At 40.3% G+C, this 25,306-nt stretch carries 21 protein-coding genes; 15 read left to right on the forward strand and 6 right to left on the reverse strand.

Annotation, left to right across the window (positions count from 1 at the left end):
- Window positions 1–9 precede the first annotated feature (9 nt).
- The 7 genes from ACJJVZ_RS11960 to ACJJVZ_RS11990 all read left to right on the forward strand — a co-directional run bounded on the left by ACJJVZ_RS11960 (window position 10) and on the right by ACJJVZ_RS11990 (window position 8,373).
- A complete protein-coding gene (locus ACJJVZ_RS11960) occupies window positions 10–1,629 on the forward strand; it encodes a carboxyl transferase domain-containing protein (protein ID WP_405600706.1) in 1,620 nt (539 codons plus the stop codon).
- Between the two features lie 12 nt (window positions 1,630–1,641).
- Complete coding sequence (locus ACJJVZ_RS11965) at window positions 1,642–2,412, forward strand: enoyl-CoA hydratase/isomerase family protein (RefSeq protein ID WP_193155399.1); 771 nt, start codon at window positions 1,642–1,644, stop codon at window positions 2,410–2,412.
- A gap of 8 nt (window positions 2,413–2,420) precedes the next feature.
- On the forward strand, window positions 2,421–4,424 hold the full coding sequence (locus tag ACJJVZ_RS11970) for an acetyl/propionyl/methylcrotonyl-CoA carboxylase subunit alpha (protein ID WP_405600708.1): 2,004 nt from the start codon (window positions 2,421–2,423) through the stop codon (window positions 4,422–4,424).
- A complete protein-coding gene (locus tag ACJJVZ_RS11975) occupies window positions 4,424–5,320 on the forward strand; it encodes a hydroxymethylglutaryl-CoA lyase (protein ID WP_405600710.1) in 897 nt (298 codons plus the stop codon). Before ACJJVZ_RS11970 ends, ACJJVZ_RS11975 begins: the two co-directional genes overlap by 1 nt.
- A gap of 261 nt (window positions 5,321–5,581) precedes the next feature.
- Window positions 5,582–6,280, forward strand: a complete 699-nt coding sequence (locus ACJJVZ_RS11980; protein ID WP_138585137.1) for a CoA transferase subunit A — start codon at window positions 5,582–5,584, stop codon at window positions 6,278–6,280.
- Between the two features lie 14 nt (window positions 6,281–6,294).
- Complete coding sequence (locus ACJJVZ_RS11985) at window positions 6,295–6,951, forward strand: CoA transferase subunit B (protein WP_007376577.1); 657 nt, start codon at window positions 6,295–6,297, stop codon at window positions 6,949–6,951.
- A 540-nt stretch (window positions 6,952–7,491) separates the two neighbouring features.
- Window positions 7,492–8,373: a LysR family transcriptional regulator gene (locus ACJJVZ_RS11990; protein ID WP_138584178.1), complete on the forward strand. Its 882-nt coding sequence runs from the start codon at window positions 7,492–7,494 to the stop codon at window positions 8,371–8,373.
- 178 nt (window positions 8,374–8,551) lie between these two features.
- On the opposite strand, the gene msrA is transcribed toward ACJJVZ_RS11990, so the two are convergent.
- Window positions 8,552–9,841, reverse strand: a complete 1,290-nt coding sequence (gene msrA / locus ACJJVZ_RS11995; protein WP_405600713.1) for a peptide-methionine (S)-S-oxide reductase MsrA — start codon at window positions 9,839–9,841, stop codon at window positions 8,552–8,554.
- A gap of 247 nt (window positions 9,842–10,088) precedes the next feature.
- Between msrA and pxpB the strand changes: the two genes are divergently transcribed.
- The 7 genes from pxpB to ACJJVZ_RS12030 all read left to right on the forward strand — a co-directional run bounded on the left by pxpB (window position 10,089) and on the right by ACJJVZ_RS12030 (window position 16,781).
- Window positions 10,089–10,754 (forward strand): 5-oxoprolinase subunit PxpB, encoded by a 666-nt coding sequence (gene pxpB / locus ACJJVZ_RS12000; RefSeq protein WP_405600717.1) that lies wholly within the window; start codon window positions 10,089–10,091, stop codon window positions 10,752–10,754.
- Window positions 10,747–11,673 (forward strand): biotin-dependent carboxyltransferase family protein, encoded by a 927-nt coding sequence (locus tag ACJJVZ_RS12005; RefSeq protein ID WP_405600719.1) that lies wholly within the window; start codon window positions 10,747–10,749, stop codon window positions 11,671–11,673. Before pxpB ends, ACJJVZ_RS12005 begins: the two co-directional genes overlap by 8 nt.
- 28 nt (window positions 11,674–11,701) lie before the next feature.
- Complete coding sequence (locus ACJJVZ_RS12010) at window positions 11,702–12,412, forward strand: DUF969 domain-containing protein (protein ID WP_138584182.1); 711 nt, start codon at window positions 11,702–11,704, stop codon at window positions 12,410–12,412.
- Complete coding sequence (locus tag ACJJVZ_RS12015; protein ID WP_405600722.1) at window positions 12,409–13,434, forward strand: DUF979 domain-containing protein; 1,026 nt, start codon at window positions 12,409–12,411, stop codon at window positions 13,432–13,434. The genes ACJJVZ_RS12010 and ACJJVZ_RS12015 overlap by 4 nt, the downstream gene beginning before the upstream one ends.
- Window positions 13,427–14,095, forward strand: a complete 669-nt coding sequence (gene pcp, locus ACJJVZ_RS12020; RefSeq protein ID WP_405600724.1) for a pyroglutamyl-peptidase I — start codon at window positions 13,427–13,429, stop codon at window positions 14,093–14,095. The genes ACJJVZ_RS12015 and pcp overlap by 8 nt, the downstream gene beginning before the upstream one ends.
- 153 nt (window positions 14,096–14,248) lie before the next feature.
- Window positions 14,249–15,922, forward strand: coding sequence for an asparagine synthase B (asnB, locus tag ACJJVZ_RS12025; RefSeq protein WP_405600726.1), 1,674 nt, complete (start codon window positions 14,249–14,251; stop codon window positions 15,920–15,922).
- On the forward strand, window positions 15,906–16,781 hold the full coding sequence (locus ACJJVZ_RS12030) for a PhzF family phenazine biosynthesis protein (RefSeq protein ID WP_405600729.1): 876 nt from the start codon (window positions 15,906–15,908) through the stop codon (window positions 16,779–16,781). The genes asnB and ACJJVZ_RS12030 overlap by 17 nt, the downstream gene beginning before the upstream one ends.
- 279 nt (window positions 16,782–17,060) lie before the next feature.
- On the opposite strand, the gene egtD is transcribed toward ACJJVZ_RS12030, so the two are convergent.
- Complete coding sequence (egtD, locus tag ACJJVZ_RS12035) at window positions 17,061–18,035, reverse strand: L-histidine N(alpha)-methyltransferase (RefSeq protein ID WP_405600731.1); 975 nt, start codon at window positions 18,033–18,035, stop codon at window positions 17,061–17,063.
- Window positions 18,032–19,303: an ergothioneine biosynthesis protein EgtB gene (gene egtB / locus ACJJVZ_RS12040; RefSeq protein WP_405600734.1), complete on the reverse strand. Its 1,272-nt coding sequence runs from the start codon at window positions 19,301–19,303 to the stop codon at window positions 18,032–18,034. The genes egtD and egtB overlap by 4 nt, the downstream gene beginning before the upstream one ends.
- Window positions 19,304–19,718: 415 nt before the next feature.
- On the opposite strand from egtB, the gene ACJJVZ_RS12045 reads away from it, so the two are divergent.
- A complete protein-coding gene (locus ACJJVZ_RS12045; RefSeq protein WP_405600736.1) occupies window positions 19,719–21,299 on the forward strand; it encodes a BCCT family transporter in 1,581 nt (526 codons plus the stop codon).
- Between the two features lie 241 nt (window positions 21,300–21,540).
- Here ACJJVZ_RS12045 and ACJJVZ_RS12050 read toward each other — a convergent pair whose 3' ends face one another.
- From ACJJVZ_RS12050 to ACJJVZ_RS12060, 3 genes are all read right to left on the reverse strand, one after another.
- On the reverse strand, window positions 21,541–22,251 hold the full coding sequence (locus ACJJVZ_RS12050) for a 3'-5' exonuclease (protein ID WP_405600739.1): 711 nt from the start codon (window positions 22,249–22,251) through the stop codon (window positions 21,541–21,543).
- A gap of 3 nt (window positions 22,252–22,254) precedes the next feature.
- On the reverse strand, window positions 22,255–24,150 hold the full coding sequence (locus ACJJVZ_RS12055) for a DUF294 nucleotidyltransferase-like domain-containing protein (protein ID WP_273047502.1): 1,896 nt from the start codon (window positions 24,148–24,150) through the stop codon (window positions 22,255–22,257).
- A 148-nt stretch (window positions 24,151–24,298) separates the two neighbouring features.
- Entirely contained in the window at window positions 24,299–25,306 is a 1,008-nt protein-coding gene (locus ACJJVZ_RS12060; protein WP_273047504.1) for a rhodanese-related sulfurtransferase, read from the reverse strand.

Consider the following 25,306-nt stretch of genomic DNA (forward strand, 5'->3'; position numbering starts at 1 on the left):
GATTAAGCCATGACGATTTTAAAATCGAGCGTTAATCCTCACGATCCAACGTTTGTACAAAACCATAAAAACATGTCAGCGCTGGTGGATGATTTATGCGATAAAGTAGCCACAATTAGCCAAGGCGGAGGCGCTGCATTAAAGGAGCGCCACGAAGGCCGTGGTAAATTATTTGTACGCGATCGTATAAGTACGTTAATTGACGAAGGCTCACCATTTTTAGAAATTTCACAATTTGCTGCCTTTGGTGTATACGAGCAAGCAATACCGTGCGCCGGTGTTGTAGCTGGTATTGGCCGTGTTAAAGGCATTGAATGCATGATTATTGCAAACGATGCCACGGTTAAAGGCGGTACGTACTTTCCGCTGACCGTTAAAAAGCATTTACGTGCACAAGACATCGCAGAGCGCTGCCACTTACCGTGTATTTATCTTGTAGATTCGGGCGGTGCAAATCTGCCAGAGCAAGACGATGTATTTCCAGATAAGCTGCATTTTGGTCGTATTTTTTACAATCAAGCCCGCATGTCAGGTAAAAGTATCCCACAAATTGCCGTGGTAATGGGATTATGTACCGCAGGTGGTGCGTACGTACCTGCAATGGCCGATGAAAGCATTATTGTAAAAGATCAAGGCACTATATTTTTAGCAGGCCCGCCGCTTGTAAAAGCAGCAACTGGCGAAGAAGTAACTGCCGAAGAACTTGGCGGCGCCGATGTGCACTGTAAAGTGTCGGGTGTTGCCGATCACTACGCTGAAAATGACACCCATGCGCTTTCTATTGCGCGCCAATGTATTGAGCGTATTAATTACACACGTCCGACCGCGCCGTTACTTAAACAAGAGTTAGATGATGTAAAACCACCACGTTACGATATTAACGAGCTTTACGGCATTGTGGGCACCGACCTTAAAAAGCCGTTTGATGTACGCGAAGTCATAGCGCGCACAGTAGACGACTCATCATTTGATGAATTTAAACGCTACTTTGGTGAAACGCTCGTCACCGGTTTTGCCAGTATTTATGGCAACCCGGTTGGCATAGTGGCTAATAACGGTATTTTATTTAGTGAGTCGGCGCAAAAAGGGGCGCACTTTATTCAGCTGTGTGCTCAGCGCAATATTCCTTTAGTGTTTTTACAAAATATTACCGGCTTTATGGTAGGTAAAAAATACGAAGCCGAAGGTATTGCTAAGCACGGCGCTAAAATGGTGATGGCGGTTTCGTGTGCTGATGTGCCTAAATTTACAGTACTTATTGGCGGCTCTTACGGCGCAGGTAATTACGGTATGTGTGGTCGTGCATTTGAACCAACCATGATGTGGATGTGGCCAAATGCCCGTATTTCGGTAATGGGCGGCGAACAAGCTGCGGGTGTAATGGCACAAGTCAAACAAGATGGTTTAGCACGCAAAGGTCAAAGCATGAGCGAGCAAGAAATCACTGACTTTAAAAAGCCAATAATTGATCAGTACGAAGAGCAAGGTCATCCGTATTACGCAAGTGCACGCTTGTGGGATGACGGCATTATAGACCCTGCCGACACGCGTAATGTATTAGGGCTTGCGTTGACGGCTGCGAATAACGCACCACAACGTGATTCAAAATTTGGCGTATTTAGAATGTAATCGGAGCGCAAAATGTCAGTAACACTACAAATAACAAAATCTAATGTGGCTGTACTTGTGTTAAGCCGCCCAGAAAAAAGAAACGCATTTAATAGCGAAGTAATACACGAGCTTATTCAATGCATTGAACATGCAAATACGCTTGATATTCGTGCTTTGGTTTTAAAAACCGAAGGTAAGCATTTTTCAGCCGGTGCCGATTTAGCTTGGATGAAATCAATGGCAGATAACAACTACGCCGATAACCTAGCTGATTCAATGCAATTAGCTAAATTAATGCAGGTATTGGCAAGCTCGCCACACCCTACAATTTGCGCTGTACAAGGCGCTGCTTTTGGTGGTGCTCTGGGCTTAATTGCTTGTTGCGACATAGCCCTTAGTAAAGACGATGCACAATTTTGCTTAAGCGAAGTAAAGTTGGGTCTTATTCCGGCTGTTATTAGTCCATACGTAATTAAAGCCATTGGTGAGCGCGCTGCTCGCAGATACTTTTTAACGGCTGAGGTGTTTGATGCCCATACTGCTAAACAATTGGGTTTAATTCATCAAGTAACCGGTAATTTAGAGTGCGCGCTCGATAACATGCTGCAAACACTGATTGATAACGGACCTATTGCAGTAAAGGCGGCAAAAGCATTAATTAACGATGTAGCAAATAAGCCAATTACCGATGAACTCATTGAGCTTACCGCAGAGCGTATTGCAAAAATTCGCGTATCTGAAGAAGGTCAAGAAGGGCTAACTGCTTTTTTTGATAAACGCCCACCCGCTTGGCAACTGTAGGATTAATTATGAACACACAACGATTACAAAAAATACTGATTGCCAATCGTGGAGAAATTGCGTGCCGAGTAATGCGCAGTGCAAAACAAATGGGCTTAATTACGGTCGCCGTTTATTCTGATGCAGACAAACATGCCCAGCACGTAAAAATGGCTGACGAGGCTTACCATATTGGTGCTGCACCAAGTAAAGATTCGTATTTAGTGGCAGACAAAATTTTACACGTTGCCAAAGATTGCGGCGCTGATTGCATTCACCCAGGATATGGTTTTTTATCTGAGAACAGCGAATTTGCTAAAGCCTGCGAAGCGAACAATATTGCTTTTGTAGGACCACCAGCAAGCAGCATTGAAGCAATGGGGTCTAAAACCCGCGCTAAAGAAATAATGGCTGCTGCTAACGTGCCGTTAGTACCTGGTTATTATGGCGATAAACAAGAGCCCGCTTTTTTACAAAGTGAAGCTGAAAAAATTGGCTACCCTGTACTAATTAAAGCGGCCTTTGGTGGCGGTGGTAAAGGCATGCGCGTAGTACAAAGCGCCAAGCAATTTATGAGCGCACTTGAGGGCGCACAACGAGAAGCGATTGCCGGTTTTGGTAACGACTTAGTGTTATTAGAGCGCTACGTAAACCAACCTCGCCATGTTGAAGTACAAGTATTTGCAGATAACCACGGTAACTGTGTTTATTTAGGCGACCGTGATTGCTCCCTGCAACGTCGTCATCAAAAAGTAATTGAAGAAGCCCCTGCTCCGGGTTTATCTGACGAGCTACGCAAAGAAATGGGCGAAGCGGCTGTACGTTGTGCGCTGGCTATAAATTATAGAGGCGCAGGTACGGTTGAGTTTTTACTGTGTGGCGATGAATTTTTCTTTATGGAAATGAATACACGCCTTCAAGTAGAACACCCTGTAACCGAAATGGTAACCGGTGTAGATTTAGTCAATTGGCAAATTAATATTGCGGGTGGGCAAACACTGCCACTGACTCAAAGTGATATTCAATTGCAAGGTCATAGCTTTGAAGCGCGTATATACGCAGAAGATCCAGCCAACGACTTTATCCCTTGCTCGGGCACTATAAAAGCGCTACATACACCACTTAACAGTGAATTTGTACGTATTGATACAGGCATTGCACAAGGCGACGAAATCAGCCCGTTTTACGATCCAATGATTGCAAAGCTTATTGTGCACGACGACAATCGCGAACAAGCTTTGAGGCGCTTACAACACGCCCTTGAGCAATTTCATTTAGCGGGTTTTAGCACTAACATTGGCTTTTTACATAATTTAGCAAGCCACCCTACGTTTAAACAAGGTGCGCCAAGTACACACTTTATTGCAGAGCAAGGCGACTCGTTAATTGCGGTTGATAAATCGTTATTACAAGCAAGTCAGCTTATTGGTGCTTTTGCGTATTTAGAATCATTATCTAACACCAAAAATGCGCAAAACAGTGCAAGCCCGTGGCAACAACTAAGCGGTTTTACACTCAATGCACCGCAAGCAATTAAAGTCCCTTTTGCCGATTTACAGCTAAGTGCTATAAAAACGGCAGCGGGCTATAGTATTACGCATAACGAGCACGTATTTAACCTACAAGGCACATTAAATAATGGTCTGTGTAGTGTATTTATTAATGGCGAAAAACACAGCGCACACGTAACTACGGTAGGTAATAATACGGTAGGTAATAGTGTAACGGTGATGAATAAAGCACTGCAAACTAAGCTTGAACTAGTTGATAAACATTGTATTAGTTCGCACGAAAGTGAAGCTCTACCGCTTGCCGCCCCACTCAATGGCACGGTAGTTAAGCACTTAATCGACATTGGTAGCACAATTACCAAAGGTGATGCGGTTGTTATTATTGAAGCCATGAAAATGGAATACACGCTTAACGCACCACATGACGGCATTTTAAAAAGCTACTGTTTTGGTGAAGGCGAACTGGTAACGCATGGAGCCTTACTTGCTATCGTAGAAGATACGACTGAGGAAGGTGCATAATGAGTGCCTTTGCAAATAAAGTTCGTATTGTTGAAGTTGGTGCGCGAGACGGTCTACAAAACGAAAAAACAGTAAGCACAGCCGATAAAGTAGCGCTTATTAACGCCCTAAGTGCTGCAGGTTTGAAAGATATTGAAGCTGGCGCGTTTGTCTCCCCTAAGTGGGTGCCACAAATGGCAGACTCAGCGGATGTAATATCAGCGCTAGATTTACCCGATGTAAATTTAAGCGCCCTTACCCCTAACTTAAAAGGCGCACATGCAGCGCATGCTGTCGGCATTAAAGAGTTTGCTATATTTACCGCTGCGAGTGAGTCGTTTTGTCAAAAAAATATAAACTGCTCAATTGATGAAAGTATTGAACGCTTTAGTGAAGTAATGGCGTTTGCTAAAGCTAATAATATTCGTGTACGTGGTTATGTAAGCTGTGTGCTAGGTTGCCCCTATGAGGGTGAGAACGACCCGCAAGCAGTATTAAGTGTATCGCAAAAGCTATTAGATTTAGGCTGTTACGAAGTAAGCCTTGGCGATACCATAGGTGTTGGCACAGCTAAAAAAGTAACGCAATTAATCGAGTTACTTTTAACGCACATTGATAAAACTAAGTTGGCTGTGCATTTTCATGATACATACGGCCAAGCGCTCACAAATATTTACGCAGCTTTAAGTCTAGGTATAGCAACGGTTGACGCGGCAGTTGCAGGCCTTGGTGGCTGTCCTTATGCTAAGGGGGCGTCAGGAAATGTTGCCACCGAAGATGTGGTTTACTTACTGCAAGGGCTTGGCATTGAGCATGGAATTGATTTACAAAGGTTAAGTGACGCTGGCTGGGAAATAACCAAAGTACTTGGTAAGCAACCTGTGAGCAAAGTATCTGTGGCACTACACACTAAATAACCTAAGCTCTGGATAATAAATCTATCTCGAGCAGCTATTTTCAGCACTAACTGCGTTGAATTTACTTGCAATAGGCCAGCTATTGACGCGTAAATTCGCCTTGTTTTCACTGAAAATCTCTGGCTAGAGAAAATAAATTTAAATATCACCCTGATTCATATGTTAGTAAATCTATTAACCAGAGTTCAGGTTAAATAGCTATCTCATAAAATGATGATTCAAGATAGTTAACAACAAATAGCACACAATGAGGAGAGACTCATGGCCGGTTTTGATAAGGTAGTTTCTAGTTACGAAGCTGCAATGGAAGGATTAAAAGACGGCGATACCATTATTGCCGGTGGTTTTGGTTTATGTGGTATTCCTGAGGGCTTAATTAAACAAATTAAGCAGATGCAAACAAAAGACTTAACCGTAGTATCTAATAACTGTGGTGTTGATGACTTTGGTTTAGGTATTTTATTACAGGACAAGCAAATTAAAAAAGTAGTTGCCTCATACGTTGGCGAAAACGCCCTATTCGAGCAGCAGTTATTAAGTGGCGAAATTGACGTTGAGCTTACGCCTCAAGGCACACTTGCTGAAAAAATGCGCGCTGGTGGCGCGGGTATACCCGCGTTTTACACTGCAACCGGTTACGGCACTCCAGTAGCTGAGGGTAAAGATGTAAAAGAGTTTAATGGTCGCCCGTATATTTTAGAAGAATCGATAACGGGTGAATTTGCCATTGTTAAAGCGTGGAAAGCCGATCGTTATGGCAATTTAGTGTTTAGACACACCGCCATGAACTTTAACCCAATGGCTGCAACGGCGGGTAAAATTACTGTTGCCGAAGTAGAAGAAATAGTAGAGCCGGGTGAGCTTGAGCCAAGCCAAATTCATACCCCTGGTATTTTTGTAAATCGCGTTATTAAAGGCAACTTTGAAAAACGCATTGAACGTGTAACTACACGAGATTAAGCGGGAGCATAATTATGGCATTATCACGTGAACAAGTTGCAATGCGCGTTGCACAAGAACTACAAGATGGTTACTACGTAAATTTGGGCATAGGAATTCCGACACTCGTCGCAAACTATGTACCAGATGATATTGAAGTTATGTTACAGTCCGAAAATGGCCTTTTAGGCATGGGTCCGTACCCGACTAAAGCAGAGCTAGACGCCGATATGATAAACGCGGGTAAAGAAACCGTGACAGCAGCCAAAGGTGCAGCCATATTTAATAGTGCAGATAGTTTTGCCATGATACGGGGTGGTCATGTAGACTTAACGGTTCTGGGTGCATTTGAAGTTGACCAGAACGGCAACATCGCATCGTGGATGATCCCTAAAAAGCTGATTAAAGGCATGGGTGGCGCGATGGATTTAGTCGCTGGCGCGAAAAACATTATTGTTACTATGACCCATGCAAGTAAGCATGGTGACTCGAAACTATTAGAGGCCTGCTCTTTACCGCTGACTGGCGTAAATTGCGTTAAAAAAATAGTAACAGATTTAGCCGTACTTGAAGTTAAAGACGGCGCATTTCATTTACTCGAACGTGCTCCGGGCGTATCGGTTGATGAAATCATTAGTAAAACAGCAGGTAAATTACTTGTTGATGGTGAAGTACCAGAAATGGTTTTTTAGTAACTTTTAATAAGTTAACTTAAATAACGCTTTACCCTGTACCGACCTCATTCCCAGTGCCAATGGCGCTGAGTTACCCAAAATCCCTCGCAAGAGGGATTTTTTTTACCCTTTCCTAGTATATTTAACCTGAACTCTGGTTAAGAGATTACTAACGTATTGAATCATGGTGATATTTAAATTTATTTTCTCTAGCCAGAGATTTTCAGTGAAAACAAGGCGAATTTACGCGTCAATAGCGGGCCTATTGCAAGTAAATTCAACGCAGTTAGCGCTGAAAATAGCCGCTCGAGATAGGTTTATTATCCAGAGTTCAGGTTATTTAGGCTAATTCATCCTACTGTAGTAAATTTTTATCTATAATAGTTGCATAAATAGGTAATCAACTAGTTAGAGCATTTGCACTAATTTATTGCTATGATGCACCAAAATTGTGAGGAACCTTAATTTAAAATCATAATTCATTGATATTATTGCAATTACTAACTGGTTCGATTTTTGCCTGCATTAGGCTACACCAATAATTAAATACTGGAAAACATGCAAACTCCTATTCGAGGCCTTCGCTCTTTTTGCTTTGCGGCAAAAAGTTTAAGCTTCAAGCACGCAGCCAATGAGCTGTATTTAACGCCGTCTGCGGTAAGCCATCAAATCAAACAGCTTGAAGAGCAGCTTGGTATTGAGCTTTTTGTGCGTAAAACGCGTTCAATTAGCTTAACCACGGCTGGTAAAAACTTTTTTGATGCAGTGTCTCCTATTATTACTATGTTAGAGAGCACCATTAATGAATTTAGCCAGATGCAACAAAATACAAATTTAACAATTACTCTGCCAGAATTTTTTGCAAGCGAGCTACTCATGCCTAAATTAAGTGAGTGGACATCAGAGCATCCTAATATTAATTTACAAATGGATACGCTTAAAACACGCAAAGAGCTAACACGCCATAGTGATTTATCCATTGTTTTGTCCTCTAGTAAACCCACCGAAGGGTTAGCAACTGAGCTGTTTAATCTAGAATACATTCCTGCATGCAATAAGAAACTGCTCGATCAATGGAAAAATGATCATCGTCAAGCGCTTAACCAAGTACCGTTAATTTTACACAAAGCGCGTCCTTGGGCATGGCATCAATGGGCTGAAAAAGCGGGGATTGATGACTTTTCACCTACGCAAATTATTCAAATAGACAGTATGTTTGGTGTAGCGCGTGCGGCGCAACAAGGTATGGGGATTGCGCTTATTCCACTGCCAATTAGTCAAAGCTGGTTAGATGAGCAATGGCTGTATAAATTATTTGAACAGCCATTAACAACAAAAGATAAGTATTATTTAGTACAGCATGAATCGAATATGCCAAACCACCCTCTCGATTTATTTGCAAAGTGGGTTGTGAATACCTTTAGAAAAGTACAAGAATGATTTTGAGAGAGTAAAATCTTGCTGATAACAAGACAGAAATTGAGTTCTTTTATATCAGAATTTTTAATGCCGTGAGCGTCAGGTTTAATCCCTCAACTCATTAAGTATTATTGCTATAAACACCTTAAAAAATAAATTATATAAAAAGCCTGATTTAAAATCAGGCTTAATTAACTGCTTAGTCTTTATCTCGCGGTACAAAGTCAAGCACCGTTGCATTAATACAATAGCGATCGCGTCCTCTTGGTCCTTCACCTGGGAATAAGTGGCCTAAGTGTATACCAGTGCTTTTTGAACGAAGCTCAATCCGTGTCATCCCCCAACTGCTGTCGTCATGTTGGGTAACATTGCTTTTTACAGGGTGAGTAAACGACAACCAACCAGTGCCTGAATTAAACCTATCTCTCGTATCAAAAAGTGGCTCACCACTTAATTTGTCTACAAAAATACCATCAGGTGTATTTTTAAACTCTTTGTACTCTTTACAATATGCTCTGTCTGTTCGCGCATCAAACGCGACCTTGTAAGCATCACTGTTACCTAATTTGAACGCCCCCAGTGCTTTATAAAACTCTTCAGGTGTTGCATAACCTTGACGACCATATACTTCAACGCCATTTTCTAAAAACAAAATAGTCGGTGTTGCCCACGTGGCTGACTTAATAGTTAAATTGTCAAGTTGATCAGCATGGCGGAATGTCATTGGGATAGACCCTTTATAATCATTTGCGACTGCTTTTTTGAATTTTTCACAGTATGGGCAGTATTCACGTGAATCTAAGACTACGATTTGCTTTCCTGCTAATAAAGCAGTGTTATCTACTTTTTCTACGGGTGTTTTATTAAAAACAACACCCGTAGAATGATCCGGGCAATAGCCGTTTGGATTTTTTTCTAAATAATTTTGATGGTATTCTTCTGCCGATTCAAAACTTTGGAGCGGCTTAATAACCGTTTCAACGTTGCCGTAGCTCGCATCAGTTAAAAGCTGCTGATATTGCGATTTAACTTGCTCCGCCACTTTAGCTTGCGCATCGGTAGTCGTTAATACGATTGAACGATATTGCGTACCAATGTCGTTACCTTGACGATTCTTTTGTGTTGGATCGTGGCTTTCAAAATAGTTTTTTAATAAATCTTCTGCCGAAATTATATTGCTGTTATACATAACTTGCACAACTTCAGCGTAATTATTTTCGTCAAAGCGACGAGACTGATCAGTAATATTTCTGTATGTTGCTTTAAAACCATTACCGTCTGCATAACCCGATTCAGCATCAATAACACCATTTAGCGCTTCGTAGCGTTTTTCTGCCCCCCAAAAGCAACCCGCTCCAAGCACAATGGTTTCTACATGCATAGTGGCTTCTACATCGCTGTGTTTTACTTTTTCCATTGATAAAGCAAAGCTGCCTGCGCTAAATATAATAGCTGCGCCTGATAAATATAATAAATGCTGGTGTTTCATAAGTTACCTCTGTACATGTGCGTACTCATTAAGACCTCCTTATCTTAATTTTCATTTCATCCTGATTACTTATTTAGTACGAAGCGTATTAAATTTTGGTCCTCAATAAGTTAAATTCGATTAATTGAATATAAAACGACTCTTAAAGTAAGTTGGGTAATAAACATAACCACTTAGTCGCAATGGTGCAAATAAATTAATAAAACTGTGTTACGTTTAAATTATGTTGTACAAATAGGTTTATTTAATGAAGCCAACTCCTCATATTTATGCATTAACAAACAGTAGTTTACTGTTTGATGCATCGCATTTAGACGCTACAGATAGACTCTCTATTCAAAGGAAAATTTGGGCTTTAGCCAGCCACTGTAAAAGCACTGATGAATTTAGCGATTTGGTGCCAGCCATGAACTCGCTTACTCTCTATTTAAAATCAGATAAACACGTAAACAAGTGGTTACAAGTGCTACCTTCGCTGTGGAATGATATTAAAACGAGTACTTTTAAGGGGCAGCATCACTTAATCGAAACGACCTACAAGGGTGAGGATATTGATTACATGGCTCGTTACCATAATTTAAGCGCTGATGAGGTTATTAATATTCATAGTAACACCAAGTACTACGTTTTATTTTTAGGCTTTCAGCCCGGTTTTGCTTACCTACATGGTTTAGAAGAGCAATTACATACACCAAGGCGTGATGAGCCACGTACTAGGGTTCCTAAAGGAGCTGTTGCAATAGGGGCTGCACAAACCGGAATTTACCCCGCAGATACCCCAGGTGGTTGGCACATAATAGGCCATACAGATACAGCCTTGTTTGATTCGACCTCTGAGCAACCTTGTTTAATTCAACCAGGCGATACGCTTGAATTTGTTCCGCTCGTTAATAAAGGAGCAACTCATGATTAAAGTACTCAAAAGTGGTGTATTACTTACAATTCAAGATTTTGGCCGTGAAGGCTACCGCCATTTAGGGGTAAGTAAAGCGGGCAGCTTAGACCCCTTTGCACAAATCATTGCTAATAGGTTACTTAACAATAACGACAATGATGCCGTTTTAGAAATAACCGTTGGTTTGTGCGAGCTTGAATTTAGCTGCGACACAGTAATTGCGCTTCATGGTTCCGATTTGCAAGCAACCCTTGACGGACAAGCAATTTACCCTGGTTGGACATTCGCAGTAAAAAACAAACAAGTACTGAGCTTTGCTACTGGTAGAGCCGGCTTAAGAGCTTATTTAGCAGTGAAAGGCGGTATACAAAATACTGAGGTTATGGGCTCTAAATCCACAGATTTAAACGCGTGTTTTGGTGGTATTGAAGGTAGAGCTCTCACCACTGGTGATGAAATACCTATTACTCCTTATTATGGAGAGTTTATAAAGGTAGGCGCAATGGCTCCCGCCCAGCGCAAGCTTATACGACTGCACCCAAGTCCTCATGCTAATTTATTAGGTGAGCCTTTACTTAGCAACTTTGTATCTATCGCATTTAAAGTCAGTAGTAACAGTAACCGAATGGGCGTAAGGCTTGAGCATAAAAGTAGTTTGGGGCATTCGCACTCTTTGCCATCACTCGGGGTAAGCCCTGGGAGCATTCAACTACCACCAAATGGTGAGCCTATTGTGCTACTTAACGATGGCCAAACCACTGGGGGCTATCCTCTTTTAGGGACTGTTATTGAAGCCGACTTACATCAATTTGCACAATTTAGACCTTTAGACACGGTTGAGTTTAAATATGTAACGTTTGAAGAAGCTGCAAAGGCAAAACAGAAACTTGACGGGCATCTACATCAATTGAGCCTTGCACTTAAAAGTAACCTATAAAAATATTCTAAAAATAAATAGGAAAACTATGTTCGATTTAAATTATTGGCCGCTTATTGGTATTCCTGTTGTAGTAATCGGTTTTGCACTGCGCTTTAATCCGTTACTAGTGGTTACCTTTGCAGGACTTGCGACCGGCTGGGCAGTCAATCTTGATTTTATAAGTTTGCTGCAAACCTTTGGCGAAAAATTTATGAACTCGCGCCAATTAGCGAGCTTCATTTTAATTTTACCTATTATTGCACTACTTGAACGTTATGGATTACAACAACGTGCGCGCGACTGGATTTCACAAATTAAAACAGCCACCAGCGCACGTATACTTGCTCTTTATTTTATTGTTAGAGAATGCTCGGCTGCACTTGGTTTGCTCTCACTCGGCGGGCAAGCACAAACAGTTCGCCCTTTACTTGCACCTATGGCATTAGGGGCGGCTACAAATAAATATGGCGAATTGCCTAAACCCGTAAAAGATATGATCAGCGCCCATGCGGCGGCGGTTGATAACATTGCGGTATTTTTTGGTGAAGACATATTTATAGCCTTTGGTGCTGTTTTACTTATGGATGCATTTTTAAAAGAAAACGGCATAACGGGTATTGAGCCGCTACATATTGGTTTGTGGGCAATCCCTACTGCGCTGTGCGCCTTAGTTATTCACTTATTTAGACTAGCTCGACTCGAAAGTAAAATTGCAAAAGCGGTTCAAAAGTACAATGCACCGGAGCCCATACTATGAGTAAAGTAATTGATGCCGATGTATCGCACTCAAGCACAGCACTTGTGACCATTGAAAACATATACCTGCTTATTGGCATCATGGTGATGTTTTTAGTAGTACGTACCCTGCAAGACAAAAACCACCCAAAAAGACTGACAACTGCCCTATTTTGGTTTTTGTTTGGCAGTAGTTTTTTATTTGGTGATTTTGCTATTGCCACTCTTGGTGCACAAACAACGTACCTAATGGTAGGTATTAGCGTATTACTCATCGCTTTATTAGCCGGTTTAAATTTAGTTTCCATGGGGAACTACTCTATTCCCAGTGAGCAGGAACAAAACCAAAGCGCTAAAAATCTAGGCAATAAGTTATTTATTCCCGCTTTAATGATCCCAATTGTTACCGTAGTCTTTACTGTACTATTTGATAATGTGGCTATAAATAATGTTTACTTACTTGATCAACGCCACTTAACACTTGCATCTTTAACCATTGCTTGTCTTTTTGCATTGCTTGTTGGCTGGAAAATAACCGGTGGTAGTCCTGTTCAAGCCGTAAGCGAATCACGTCGTTTGGTTGATTCTATTGGGTGGGCAGCCATTTTACCGCAAATGCTAGCCATGCTTGGTGGGGTATTCATTGTGGCGCAAACAGGCGACTCTATTAAAGAACTAGTTACTTTATTTATAGCTCCTGACAACCGTTTTATGCTGGTTGTTTTGTATTGTGTCGGTATGGCATTTTTTACCATGATTATGGGTAACGCGTTTGCTGCATTTCCGGTGATGACTGCAGGTATTGCGATGCCATTTTTAATTGAAGGTCATGGCGCAAACCCTGCACCTTTAGTTGCGTTAGGTATGTATAGCGGCTATTGCGGTACGTTAATGACGCCTATGGCAGCCAATTTTAATATTATTCCTGCCGCTCTTTTAGATTTAAAAGATAAGTACCATGTAATAAAGGTGCAAATTCCGACGGCAGTTACCTTACTCGCCGTTAATATTATTTTAATGTATAGCTTGGTGTTTAATGACTAAATCAACTTCTTCAATGGCGTGTGTATTAATAACCGGCTTTGCCCCTTTTGGTGGTGAAGCTATAAACCCTTCTTGGCAAGCAGTACAAAAACTTGATGAAACTATCATCATGAAACACAAAATATGCACGCTAGAACTTGCCTGTGAATTTAATACATCTATCAGCCAGCTTATAAACGCCATTGAATCGCACAATCCGGCGATTGTTTTGTGCATAGGTCAAGCTGGTGGGCGCAGCGAAATATCTCTTGAGCGAATAGCAATAAACGTTGACGATGCACGCATTAAAGACAATGCAGGTAATCAACCTGTCGATACACCAATAGAAAAAAATGGCCCTGATGCCTATTTTACAAACCTACCAATAAAGCGCATGTTACACGCATTGCACAACAGCAATATACCAGCTGCCATTTCGAATACGGCAGGCACGTATGTGTGTAATCACGTTATGTATGGTCTTATGCATTACATAAATGATCACTGCGCTGTAATGAAAGGCGGCTTTGTGCATATTCCTTATTTACCCAGCCAAGCAGTGCACCACAGTGGTGCGCCCAGTATGAATGAAGAAACCGTTATAGATGCGCTGAAAGTCATAGTAGCTCAAGCTTTGAACAATGAAAGTGATATTAAAGTAGCCGCTGGCACCACCCACTAGTCATTATGGTGCAGCTAATTCTAACTTGGTGCATAAATTATTCTTAATTAATTGTAAAAGCTATGTGACTTGAGTAAATATTTCTGATAAAACAAAGGTTCGCAGTGCAGCAAATTGGCTGTACTACACACATAATAGGAATGAGGAGTTACTATGTGTTCAATTTTTGGGGTATTAGATATTAAATCTGATCCCACTCAGTTGCGTACTCAAGCAATTGAAATGTCAAAACTGCTTAGACACCGAGGCCCAGATTGGTCTGGTGTATATGCATCTGAAAAAGCTATTTTAGTGCATGAGCGTTTAGCTATTGTTGGAGTATCAAGCGGTGCACAGCCTTTATACAATCCAGAAAAAACACATATTTTAGCCGTTAATGGCGAGATTTATAATCATAAAGAACTTGCAGCAGAGCTAGATGTTGATTTTACTTTTCAAACTCAATCAGACTGTGAAGTTATTTTAGCGCTGTACAAACAAAAAGGGCCTGACTTTTTAGATGACCTAAATGGCATTTTTGCATTTTGTTTATACGACGAAGAAAATGACGCTTACTTAATTGGCCGTGATCATATTGGTATTATCCCGCTTTACACCGGTCACGACGAGCACGGTAACTTTTACGTTGCTTCTGAGCTAAAAGCACTTTCTCCAATTTGTAAGCATATTGAAGAATTTCCACCAGGGCATTACCTGTACAGCAAAGATGGTAAAGTGACGCCTTATTACAAGCGTGATTGGGAAACGTTTGATGCAGTTAAAGATAACAGCGCACAAGCCCAAGACGTTAAAGATGCATTAGAAGCGGCCGTTAAACGCCAGCTAATGTGTGACGTGCCTTACGGTGTATTACTTTCTGGTGGTTTAGACTCATCAGTTATCTCTGCTATTACTCAGCGCTTTGCTGCCAAACGTATTGAAGATAATGATGAAAGCGATGCATGGTGGCCTAAACTTCATTCTTTTTCAGTGGGCCTTAAAGGCTCACCTGATTTAGCCGCTGCACAAAAAGTAGCTGACATGATTGGGACTATTCACCACCCTATCATTTTTACTATTCAAGAAGGTATTGATGCACTGCGTGAAGTGATTTACCACATTGAAACGTACGATGTAACAACGATTCGTGCCTCTACACCTATGTATTTAATGGCTCGCCAAATTAAAGCGATGGGCATTAAAATGGTGTTGTCGGGCGAAGGTGCTGATGAGCTATTTGGTGGCTACTTATACTTCCATAAAGCCCCTAACGCACAAGAGTTTCATGAAGAGCTAAACCGTAAAGTATCAAAACTGCATATGTTTGACTGCTTACGTGCTAATAAATCAATGGCGGCATGGGGCGTAGAAGCACGTGTACCGTTTCTTGATAAAGAATTTGTTGATGTTGCTATGCGTATCAACCCTGAAGCTAAAATGTGTAAAGATGGCAAAATTGAAAAACACATTTTACGTGAAGGCTTTGAAGGCTACTTACCCGATGAAGTGCTATGGCGTCAAAAAGAGCAGTTTTCAGACGGTGTTGGCTACAGCTGGATTGATACGTTAAAAGAGTTTGTAAATGAGCAAGTGAGCGATCAAGAGCTTGCAAATGCAAAATTTAAATACCCTATTAATACGCCAGATTCAAAAGAAGCGTACTATTACCGTACTATTTTTGAATCGCATTTCCCAGGTGATGCATCCGCTAAATGTGTACCGCATGGTAAGTCGGTAGCGTGTTCGACTCCTGAAGCACTGGCATGGGACGCATCGTTTCAAAACAATGCCGATCCATCAGGTCGTGCTGCGGGTGTTCATAACGACGCATATGCAAGCAAAGGTTAATACTCTTTGCTTAGCGAAGCGAAAGCCTAAATGGCTTACGCTTCGCTTTATAGAGTTCACTTCCACCGAATCTATTTTTTATAGCTCTGCAAATAACTTAAAAGGCTCAAGCGCTTTAATTGTTATTTATAAAAACGGGTTAACGTCAAAAACAATGCAATATATTGCATCACAATCAATTCACCCTGCTACCGTATTTTTAAATCACAATGAGATAACTAAACTGCATTGTAAAATTCGCTGGTTTAACCAAACAAATGAAATTAAACGCTGCGGACATGGTACTTTAGCAGCCGCTAATTTTTTGATAGATCATTTTGGTTATTGCCCTGACGTATTTACTTCAATGAGTCATGAGCGTTTTACTATAAGAGTAAAAAAACAACGCGCTCAGCTGTTACTAAAAAGCATAGAGCCTAAAAAAAGCGAATTTGCTGAAAGTGAGTTAAAAAGTGTGTTTTCATCAGCAATAAAAGTAGCCTACAGTACCGATGATAAAAACGGTTATACCGTCGTGCTATTTAATGAAGAATTTAATGAAGAATTTAATAAAGAATTTGAAAAAGACGATTTAAAAAGCTTACACGTTGATTTTAAAGCTTTGAGTAAACTCCACAAAAATGCAGTAATTGCCCTTAGTATAAAAAATAAAGACAAGAAAAATGCCATAGCACATTTTAGATACTTTGCACCTCAGTTTGGTGTAAATGAAGACTGTGCTACAGGCTCTGCGGTATCTGTTATTGCCCCCCTGCTATTTAGACTACATGGTTTAAATAAAGCTAAGCTTATACAGCAATCAAATAATGGCGCATTGCTAAACTATGAGTTTAACAATGCCCAAGTTGTCATTTACTAGGGCGTGTTGATCTTTGCGAATTGAAATTTGTTCAATCTAGGGGCGATTAAATCGCGGCGCGAGGTTTGTAACCTAGTGGGCTAAGTAAAAATCGAGCAACAAAGAGTTTATCGCCCCTAGGCAGAACCCAAAGGGCAGCACATGTTTGGCATTTATGCTGCGTTATCGCCTATTTATGTGGAATAACCACACTTCATAGGCTCTGCCTTGCCTAAAAACCAAACATATTGCTGCAAATTCAACTATCAAAGATCAACACGCCCTAAACTTAAGTAACCTTTAAAGCGGTCTTAATAAGCACAAGGCAAAATAGTTACTATCGTCTTGCCATGTTTGCTCTAACGTTAAATTAGCTTGCGCTGCAAGCTGCTTAAACGATTCAAGCGTGTACTTGTGAGAGTTTTCTGTATGAATACTTTCATCTTCTATAAAGTCTATTTGCTGATCATTTATAATCACGCTTTGATTACAGTTACTTACTAAGTGCATTTCAATACGGCTATCTTGCTCGTTAAAGCGCGACTCGTGGCTAAAGTTATCTAAATTAAATGTGCCATTTAGCTCGTTATTAATACGTTGTAGTAAATTTTTATTAAATGCGGCGGTGACTCCCACTTTATCGTTATATGCATCCAGTAACACTTGGCGCTCTTTTACTAAATCAACCCCAATTAGTACATAACCGTTTACACCGCATAAGCGATGGAAATTATTCATAATTTCTATCGCTTTAACTGGCGCAAAGTTACCAAGAGTAGAGCCCGGAAAATAAACCAAATTAGTTTGACTATCTAAAGCGGTGTCTTTGGTTAGCTGCTTAACCATTTGGCTATGTGTAAAGTCTCCTAGCAAAGGTGAAATTATTAGCTCTGGAAATAACGGTGATAAATGCGCAAGTGAATAACTGAGCATCTCTTCAGAAATTTCAAACGGTACAAAGGTTTTTACGTTTGCCATATGCGCTAATAAATAGGCAACCTTTTTACCCGAGCCGCAGCCTGGCTCGATAATAGAAAGGTTTTCAGGTAACAGATCAGCAATTGCTTGCGAGTGTTGCTCTAAAATAGACAGCTCGGTACGTGTTACGTAATACTCTTGCAAGGTTGTTATTTGCTCGAATAATGCAGCGCCTTTATCATCGTAAAAATATTTACACGGAAGCGTTTTTTGCTGTTGAGTTAACCCGTTTATCACGTCGTTTAAAAACTCAGTGTCGGTGATGTTACTTTGCTTTATTGCTGTTATTTGATTCATACTTTATCCCTCGCCAGTCTTATCCCGCTGCACATCCACGCTTGATGCGGGTAATAAAAATTACGGTATGTTGTGCGCAAATGGTTTTTAGGGGTAAACACACACCCGCCACGTAATATCATTTGATTGCTCATAAATTTGCCATTATATTCCCCTGCAACGCCTTCTATAGGCTTAAAACCTGGGTACGGTAAATATGCGCTGTTCGTCCATTGCCAGCATGCATCTGTTAACTGAGTTATTTTTTCATCGCCTTCGCACTGTCCGGGCATTAGCTGGTTTTGGGAGGGCTTAATAACGTTATGTGCTTTGGCAACGTATTCCCACTCAAATTCTGTGGGTAATCGCGCATCGACAAAATTAGCATAGGCACTGGCTTCAAAATAGCTGACATGACAAACGGGGGCATTAAAATTGAGTGGTTGTAAGCCGTAATGGGTAAACTCAAACCACTTGCCATCAATATAATGCCAATAAAGAGGCTTGCTTAAACCTTGATTTTTACTATGCGCCCAACCATCACTTAGCCAATATTGTGGATTGTTATAACCGCCCGCATTGATAAATGCTAAATACTCACCATTAGTAACCAATCGATTAGCAAAACGAAATGAATGTATTAGTACCTGATGTTTCGGTTGTTCGTTATCATAAGCAAACTGTGTTTGATCGCTAGTGCCTATATTGACTATAGCTTGGTCAAAATCAATAAAGTTAGCAGGCTTTATCAGATTGTTATTGTTAGAAATAGGGATATCAATGGCTTTATATTTAGGAAACATCGGGTTAACCGAAAAGTTGTATTTAATATCCATAAGCATAAGCTCTTGATGCTGTTGCTCATGGTTGAGTCCTAGTGTGATTATTTGCTCAATAACATCGTCGTTATGAGTACTTAATAATTGCAGTACTGCTTTATCAACATACGCTCTGTATGTAAGTACATCTTTTAGGCTTGGTCGTGACAAACTCCCTCTGTTGCTTCGCTTAAATTGCGCACCGATGCCATTGTAATAAGAATTAAATAGCACTTTAAATTGCGGATCAAACACCTGATAATTTTTACAATGAATGCTTAATAAGAATGTTTCAAAAAACCAAGTGGTGTGCGCTAAATGCCATTTACATGGACTTACATCAGGCATGGCTTGTAATTGGCAATCTTCGACGCTTAATTGTGCAGTAATAGCTAAGCTGTAGCGTCGAACAGATTGATAACATTCAGCGAGTGCATCGCCGCCTTTATGATTTGTTTCAGGCTTGTTCATAATAACTTAGTCCTTTACCCATGCTCGTTATAAAATATAGCTTACTGTAGTGTTAAATCATATTTATGTTACAACTTAATAAACATCAGTTTTCATTACGTGATCGACATTATTTATACGCCTTAAGTATAAATTTTTACTTTAATAGCAAACTAATTTTTAACGCTACCTGAATGTTGGTTTTTAATACAAAAGTTAAAATAAATTGCTCGTATAGCCATAATATCAGCGTTTTAACTACAAAATCATTTACATTTAATATTTAACTCATACACTAGTGATTGTAAAATCACTCTTCAAATTAGTTAGTCTTCAAATAAATTACAGTATTTGTTTTACTTTGTATTTAAAGGCTAATGTAATTAGATATGACGCTGGTAACGCCAGTATATTAGGACAACTACAGAGGTATTGCATGAAGGAAAATCATGACAAATATAGTATTGACAATACGGACTACACCGTAGGTCAGGACAACGTACAAAAGTGGGGGTTTGATATACACAACCCTGTTTTTGGAACTAGTGCGGGCCTGATTGTCATCTTTTTAATCGCCATACTTGTTACCGACCCACTAACTGCAAAAACAGCGCTTGATAGTATCAAGACCGATATTATTAATAATTTTGATGCCCTTTTTATGTGGGCTGCCAACTTCTTTGTGCTCTTTTGTTTAGCACTTATTGTTTCTCCTTACGGAAATATTCGCCTTGGTGGTGATGATGCTAAACCTTCTCACTCTCGAATTTCATGGCTTGCTATGTTATTTGCTGCAGGTATGGGTATTGGCCTTATGTTTTGGGGCGTTGCTGAACCCGTTGCTTACTTTACTGGTTGGTACGAAACACCACTTAATGTGGCCGCAAATACACCTGAGGCTGCAAAATTAGCAATGGGCGCAACTATGTTCCATTGGGGACTTCACCCTTGGGCTATTTACGCTGTTGTTGGTTTATCTCTTGCCTTTTTTACCTATAACAAAGGGTTACCGCTTTCTATTCGTTCTATTTTTTATCCTATACTAGGCGACAGAGCTTGGGGTTGGCCTGGTCATATCATTGATATCCTAGCTGTACTTGCTACGTTATTTGGTCTTGCAACATCTTTAGGTTTAGGTGCTCAACAAGCCTCTGCTGGTATTAATCATGTATTTGGTACAGAAGGTGGTGTAGGGTCTCAAATTTTGGTTATTGCCGGTGTTACACTCCTAGCAATCGTTTCTGTAGTGCGTGGTATTGATGGTGGTGTGAAACTACTGAGTAATGTAAATATGCTCATCGCGTTTTCATTATTATTGTTTGTTTGTTTAGTTGGCTTTGCTGTAGCAATGGGCAACGTACCGACTACCGTGATGGGCTATGTAGAAAACATTATTCCATTGAGTAACCCACATGGCCGTGAAGACGAAACATGGATGCATGGTTGGACTGTGTTTTATTGGGCTTGGTGGATTTCCTGGTCTCCGTTTGTAGGTATGTTTATCGCGCGTGTATCTCGCGGTCGAACAATTCGTGAATTCTTAATTGCGGTATTACTTATCCCTACGCTAGTTACTGTTTTATGGATGTCTATTTATGGTGGTATTGCTATTGACCAAGTAGTTAACGGTATTGGTGCGCTAGGCACTAATGGTTTAACTGAAGTACCTTTAGCTATGTTCCAAATGCTTGATGAATTACCTCTATCTAATATCTTATCGTTTATTGCGATTGTATTAGTGTTAGTATTTTTTATTACCTCATCTGACTCAGGCTCATTAGTCATTGATTCAATTACAGCTGGCGGTAAAATTGATGCACCGGTGCCACAACGTATATTTTGGGCAACGGTAGAGGGCGCCATTGCAGCTGCACTACTGTGGATTGGTGGTACACAAGCAATTGAAGCACTCCAAGCAGGTGCTGTTTCTACTGGCTTGCCATTTACTATTGTGTTGTTGTTTATGTGTGTAAGCTTAATTTTAGGTTTACGAACTGAGCCACGCCCAATTAAATAATACTTCTAGTAAATAATACTTTGAATTAATAAGAAAACGCCGCAAATTTGCGGCGTTTTTATGTTTACCTATTTAAGGCTATACCAATTGCATTAAATTAGTGATCTATTATAGCGATAAGAAAATAGATCAATAACAAGGCTAAAATTATGATACATAGTTGTTCTATATAAATAATTTTTAACGTCGTTAGTGAGTTATTTAATACGCTAGAATGATCATGTTTTTAATAAAATTGGTATTATAGCCATAACTCTGAAATGGGCGTGTCTACACGATAATGGTGACTCAGTTGCGCTTGTAAAAGCTCAGCTGTAGCAAGTGCATCCGTTAGCGCATTATGATTGTGATAAGCCGGTAGAGAATAACGCTCACGACAATCTGTTAATCTGAGCGAGCCTAGCTTGGTATTAAACAAGCGACCTAATAACCCTTGCCTTGCTTTTAGTGCTCTTTTTTCTATTTCCATTGTATCTACCAGTGCAAATTCAATCCCTTCTTTAAGTCTGAGCAATAACGCATTATTTAAAAAGTGGCGCTCTATTGCAGCGTAATGCACCACGACAACTTTCCCACTCAGCGCTTCAAGTAAAGGCTCAATAATTCGATTAAAGTCAGGGGCGTCGTCGACCTCAGAGTGCGTTATTCCATGGATTAAGATCGACTCTTCATGCAGGTTACGCCTAGGTTGAACAACCCAGTGCCGGCTATGTTTACAATAGATACGCTTTAAATTAAACGGCACGAGCCCAACACTTACTATATCGTCGTTTTGGCTATTTAAACCTGTGGTTTCAAAGTCCATTGCTACAAAAGGTACATCTTTTACAGCAGCTTTATCTTGATTATAAGCACCAGCATAAAAGTGTTTTAAAAGTTTATTTTCGGTACTATTGGCAAGATCGTTATATCTAGCTTGCCAATCAAATGCTTTATAATTACGCGGATTCATAGGCTACTTCACACCAGAGTTTGCTGTGTAGCTAAATTTTAAATAACTTTGTGCTTTTTCTAAAATTGCAAATGCCTCTTTTAGGTTTCGCTGTTCAAATGGAGAAAGTAAATGTGGATCTAAGTCATTGTCTGGCTCTTCATCCTTCTCTATTTGCCATGCTTGATGGCGTATTCGCATCATCGCAATATATTCAAGTGCATCACGTAAATCTTGCGCTTTACCTTGCGGTAAAAGTTTCGCTTCAATAATATCTTCTAATCGCTCAAACGAGTTTTGTTTTCGCGATCCAACAGCTAATGCGTGAACGCGTATAACATCAGAAAGTGGTGCAGTCCCCCTTCGCTTTAAGTTCATTGAACGCTTATGTTGGCCATTATGCTCCATAACAAAGCCTTTAAAAAAGCCAAGTGGAGGTGTTCTGTTGCGCGCATTTGCTGCCATATTTGCTAAAAACACACGATTTACTTTACTTTGTTTTGCTATAAATATTTTAAGCTCGTCGGCCCATTTAGTTTTGCCCCATACACCGTCTAAATCAAAAAATATTGAGCTATTTAGTAGTGCTTGTGGTTTTGGCTGCGCTATCCAATCTGCAAATTGATCAAACCACTGTGAGCGAGTTTTACGCCACTTTTTAAACGACGCCATAATTTCTCCATCACAGTAGGTGTAACCACACTGCGCTAAGCCATCACACACAAAATCGGCAATATTTTGAAAATACGCGTCATGTTTTTCATCGTCGTAACTGTCATCTAAAATAAGCGCGTTATCTTGATCAGTTACAATAAGTTGCTCGTCGCGAGCCATTGAGCCTAGAGCAATAAAACAATAAGGCACAGGAGGCGGGCCAAACTTTTCTTCAGCTAATACAAGTAATCTTTGTTTAAATGTACGTCCTATTACAGCCATGGCTGTACCAATCATGTGTGAATTTGCATCTTCATTAACCATACGTACAAATACATTGGGCAATTGACGTGCATAATGCGCCAAATCTTCGATTGTTTGTTGAGCAAGTATGCCACGTACAAGTAATAAGCTGCTTTGCGATTCGTAACGTAAAATATCAGAGAGGGAGATAACCCCTATTGGGCGTCTTTTTTGTACTACTGGTAAATGGTGTAAGTTGTCTCTTAACATGGCCAGTACGGCTTCGAAAATATAGTCATTAGCATCTAAAAGCACTAAGTTAGTTGACATAATCTCTTTTGCTTGTGTGTTAAAAGCAAGTCCTTTAGCCACTACTTTGGAGCGTAAATCCCTATCGGTAATTATACCAACGACTTGTCCATCGTCTTCTTCTGGGTCATCATTTATTGGTTTATTTACATCGGTTACCAACACTGACGATACCGCCTCTTCGGTCATTAATTTAGCGATGTCTTGTACTGTTGAAGTTGCATCTACGGTGACTACATCTCTGTGAATTAATGATTTCACCTTCGCGGTTGTCAGGTCATTGCCATCGGCTTGCTCGACAATAGCTTGATGTAAACGCACGTTACCGTCAGTTTCAAAGTAATCAGCAAACGCATCAAACTCATCACAGTAGCGATTAAACAGCTCAACATTTATGCAGTAAACTAACGTATCTTCAAGAGCAGTTGCAGGGAAACGCACCTTACGGTTCATCAACAAACCCATTTGCCCAAATATACCCGCTGTAGCCAAACGATTGTAAAGCTCGCCATTTCGACGATACATTTCTACAGAGCCACTTCTAATTACGTACAAATCAGCTATGTCTTGGCCAAAACTCAATATATCTGTTTTTGCTCTAAAATAAGCAACTTCTACTTGTTGAGCTAACTCATTAAGCGCTTTTTGAGGTAAGTCATCAAAAGGAGGATGTTGTGCTAAAAATTGTGCGATTTCAACTTGTTCGGCTTGCATAAATCCCTTCCTGTACGCGCATTAAAATGACTAAATCCGTCTTGCAGATTAACATTATCATTAAGATGTTAAAACAATTACTGCACAATTTTAGGCACAAAAAAAGAGCCTAAATAGACTCTTTAAATGTAATGTTTATTGTAAAAAATTATTTACCGCGCTGAGCGTCTTTTTGGGCTTTTTTAGCTTCTTTACGTTGCTGTAAAACAGCTTGTGCCTCATTACCAATATGGCCTTCACCACGCGCTTGCGCTAATTCTATTTGCTTTTGGCGTTCAGCAAAACGTGCACGTTGCTCATCAGTTACTTCTTCAATACAATGATGACAAGAGACACCTTCCATGTATTCAGGCTTTAACTTTTCTTCTTCTGTAATTGGCATACGACAGGCGTGGCATTGATCATAAGAGCCTTTTTGTAAGTCGTGATCAACCGCCACGCGATTATCAAATACAAAACATTCGCCTTCCCACATGGTTTCATCTTTTGGCACTTCTTCTAGGTATTTTAAAATACCGCCTTCAAGGTGATAAACTTCGTCAAAGCCTTGCTCTTTCATGTAAGCCGTCGATTTTTCGCAGCGGATACCACCCGTACAAAACATCGCTACTTTTTTATGTTTTTGTGGATCTAAGTTTTCTTTAGCCCACTGTGGAAATTCGCGAAAAGTTTTAGTATTTGGATCGACTGCATTTTGAAATGTACCAATTTCAATTTCGTAATCATTGCGGGTATCAATCAAAATAACTTCAGGATCAGATATAAGTGCGTTCCACTCATTTGGCTTTACATAGCTACCCACAACTTTAAGCGGGTCTACGCCTTCAACGCCCATCGTAACAATTTCTTTTTTTAGCTTAACTTTAGTGCGATAAAACGGGCATTCATCATCGTAAGATTCTTTTGTCACGATGTTTTTTAAATTTGGTTGTTTATCCAGCCATATTAATAAATTGTCTATCCCTTCACGTTTTGCAGAAACAGTGCCGTTTATACCTTCGGCAGCGAGTAATAAAGTACCGCGTACTTCATTTGCTTCCATCACTTCAAGCAATGGCTTACGGATAGCTTCAAATTCAGGTAACCCAACGAATTTATACAGCGCGCACACAACAAAGTGATCGCCCGTTACATTATCTTTATGAACAACAGTCAT

This window comes from Pseudoalteromonas sp. Ld19 (genome assembly GCF_045064135.1).
GTDB lineage: Bacteria > Pseudomonadota > Gammaproteobacteria > Enterobacterales > Alteromonadaceae > Pseudoalteromonas > Pseudoalteromonas aliena.

What these genes read in the sequence shown, in the direction of transcription:
- ACJJVZ_RS11965 (WP_193155399.1), top strand. Translation starts at nt 1,642, where the DNA reads ATGTCAGTAACACTACAAATAACAAAATCTAATGTGGCTGTACTTGTG.
- ACJJVZ_RS12030 (WP_405600729.1), top strand. Translation starts at nt 15,906, where the DNA reads ATGCAAGCAAAGGTTAATACTCTTTGCTTAGCGAAGCGAAAGCCTAAA.
- asnB (WP_405600726.1), top strand. Translation starts at nt 14,249, where the DNA reads ATGTGTTCAATTTTTGGGGTATTAGATATTAAATCTGATCCCACTCAG.
- ACJJVZ_RS11975 (WP_405600710.1), top strand. Translation starts at nt 4,424, where the DNA reads ATGAGTGCCTTTGCAAATAAAGTTCGTATTGTTGAAGTTGGTGCGCGA.
- ACJJVZ_RS12055 (WP_273047502.1), bottom strand. Translation starts at nt 24,150, where the DNA reads ATGCAAGCCGAACAAGTTGAAATCGCACAATTTTTAGCACAACATCCT.
- ACJJVZ_RS12060 (WP_273047504.1), bottom strand. Translation starts at nt 25,306, where the DNA reads ATGACTGTTGTTCATAAAGATAATGTAACGGGCGATCACTTTGTTGTG.
- pcp (WP_405600724.1), top strand. Translation starts at nt 13,427, where the DNA reads ATGACTAAATCAACTTCTTCAATGGCGTGTGTATTAATAACCGGCTTT.
- egtB (WP_405600734.1), bottom strand. Translation starts at nt 19,303, where the DNA reads ATGAACAAGCCTGAAACAAATCATAAAGGCGGCGATGCACTCGCTGAA.
- ACJJVZ_RS11990 (WP_138584178.1), top strand. Translation starts at nt 7,492, where the DNA reads ATGCAAACTCCTATTCGAGGCCTTCGCTCTTTTTGCTTTGCGGCAAAA.
- ACJJVZ_RS12010 (WP_138584182.1), top strand. Translation starts at nt 11,702, where the DNA reads ATGTTCGATTTAAATTATTGGCCGCTTATTGGTATTCCTGTTGTAGTA.
- egtD (WP_405600731.1), bottom strand. Translation starts at nt 18,035, where the DNA reads ATGAATCAAATAACAGCAATAAAGCAAAGTAACATCACCGACACTGAG.
- ACJJVZ_RS12005 (WP_405600719.1), top strand. Translation starts at nt 10,747, where the DNA reads ATGATTAAAGTACTCAAAAGTGGTGTATTACTTACAATTCAAGATTTT.
- pxpB (WP_405600717.1), top strand. Translation starts at nt 10,089, where the DNA reads ATGAAGCCAACTCCTCATATTTATGCATTAACAAACAGTAGTTTACTG.
- ACJJVZ_RS12015 (WP_405600722.1), top strand. Translation starts at nt 12,409, where the DNA reads ATGAGTAAAGTAATTGATGCCGATGTATCGCACTCAAGCACAGCACTT.
- ACJJVZ_RS11960 (WP_405600706.1), top strand. Translation starts at nt 10, where the DNA reads ATGACGATTTTAAAATCGAGCGTTAATCCTCACGATCCAACGTTTGTA.
- msrA (WP_405600713.1), bottom strand. Translation starts at nt 9,841, where the DNA reads ATGAAACACCAGCATTTATTATATTTATCAGGCGCAGCTATTATATTT.
- ACJJVZ_RS11970 (WP_405600708.1), top strand. Translation starts at nt 2,421, where the DNA reads ATGAACACACAACGATTACAAAAAATACTGATTGCCAATCGTGGAGAA.
- ACJJVZ_RS12045 (WP_405600736.1), top strand. Translation starts at nt 19,719, where the DNA reads ATGAAGGAAAATCATGACAAATATAGTATTGACAATACGGACTACACC.
- ACJJVZ_RS11980 (WP_138585137.1), top strand. Translation starts at nt 5,582, where the DNA reads ATGGCCGGTTTTGATAAGGTAGTTTCTAGTTACGAAGCTGCAATGGAA.
- ACJJVZ_RS12050 (WP_405600739.1), bottom strand. Translation starts at nt 22,251, where the DNA reads ATGAATCCGCGTAATTATAAAGCATTTGATTGGCAAGCTAGATATAAC.
- ACJJVZ_RS11985 (WP_007376577.1), top strand. Translation starts at nt 6,295, where the DNA reads ATGGCATTATCACGTGAACAAGTTGCAATGCGCGTTGCACAAGAACTA.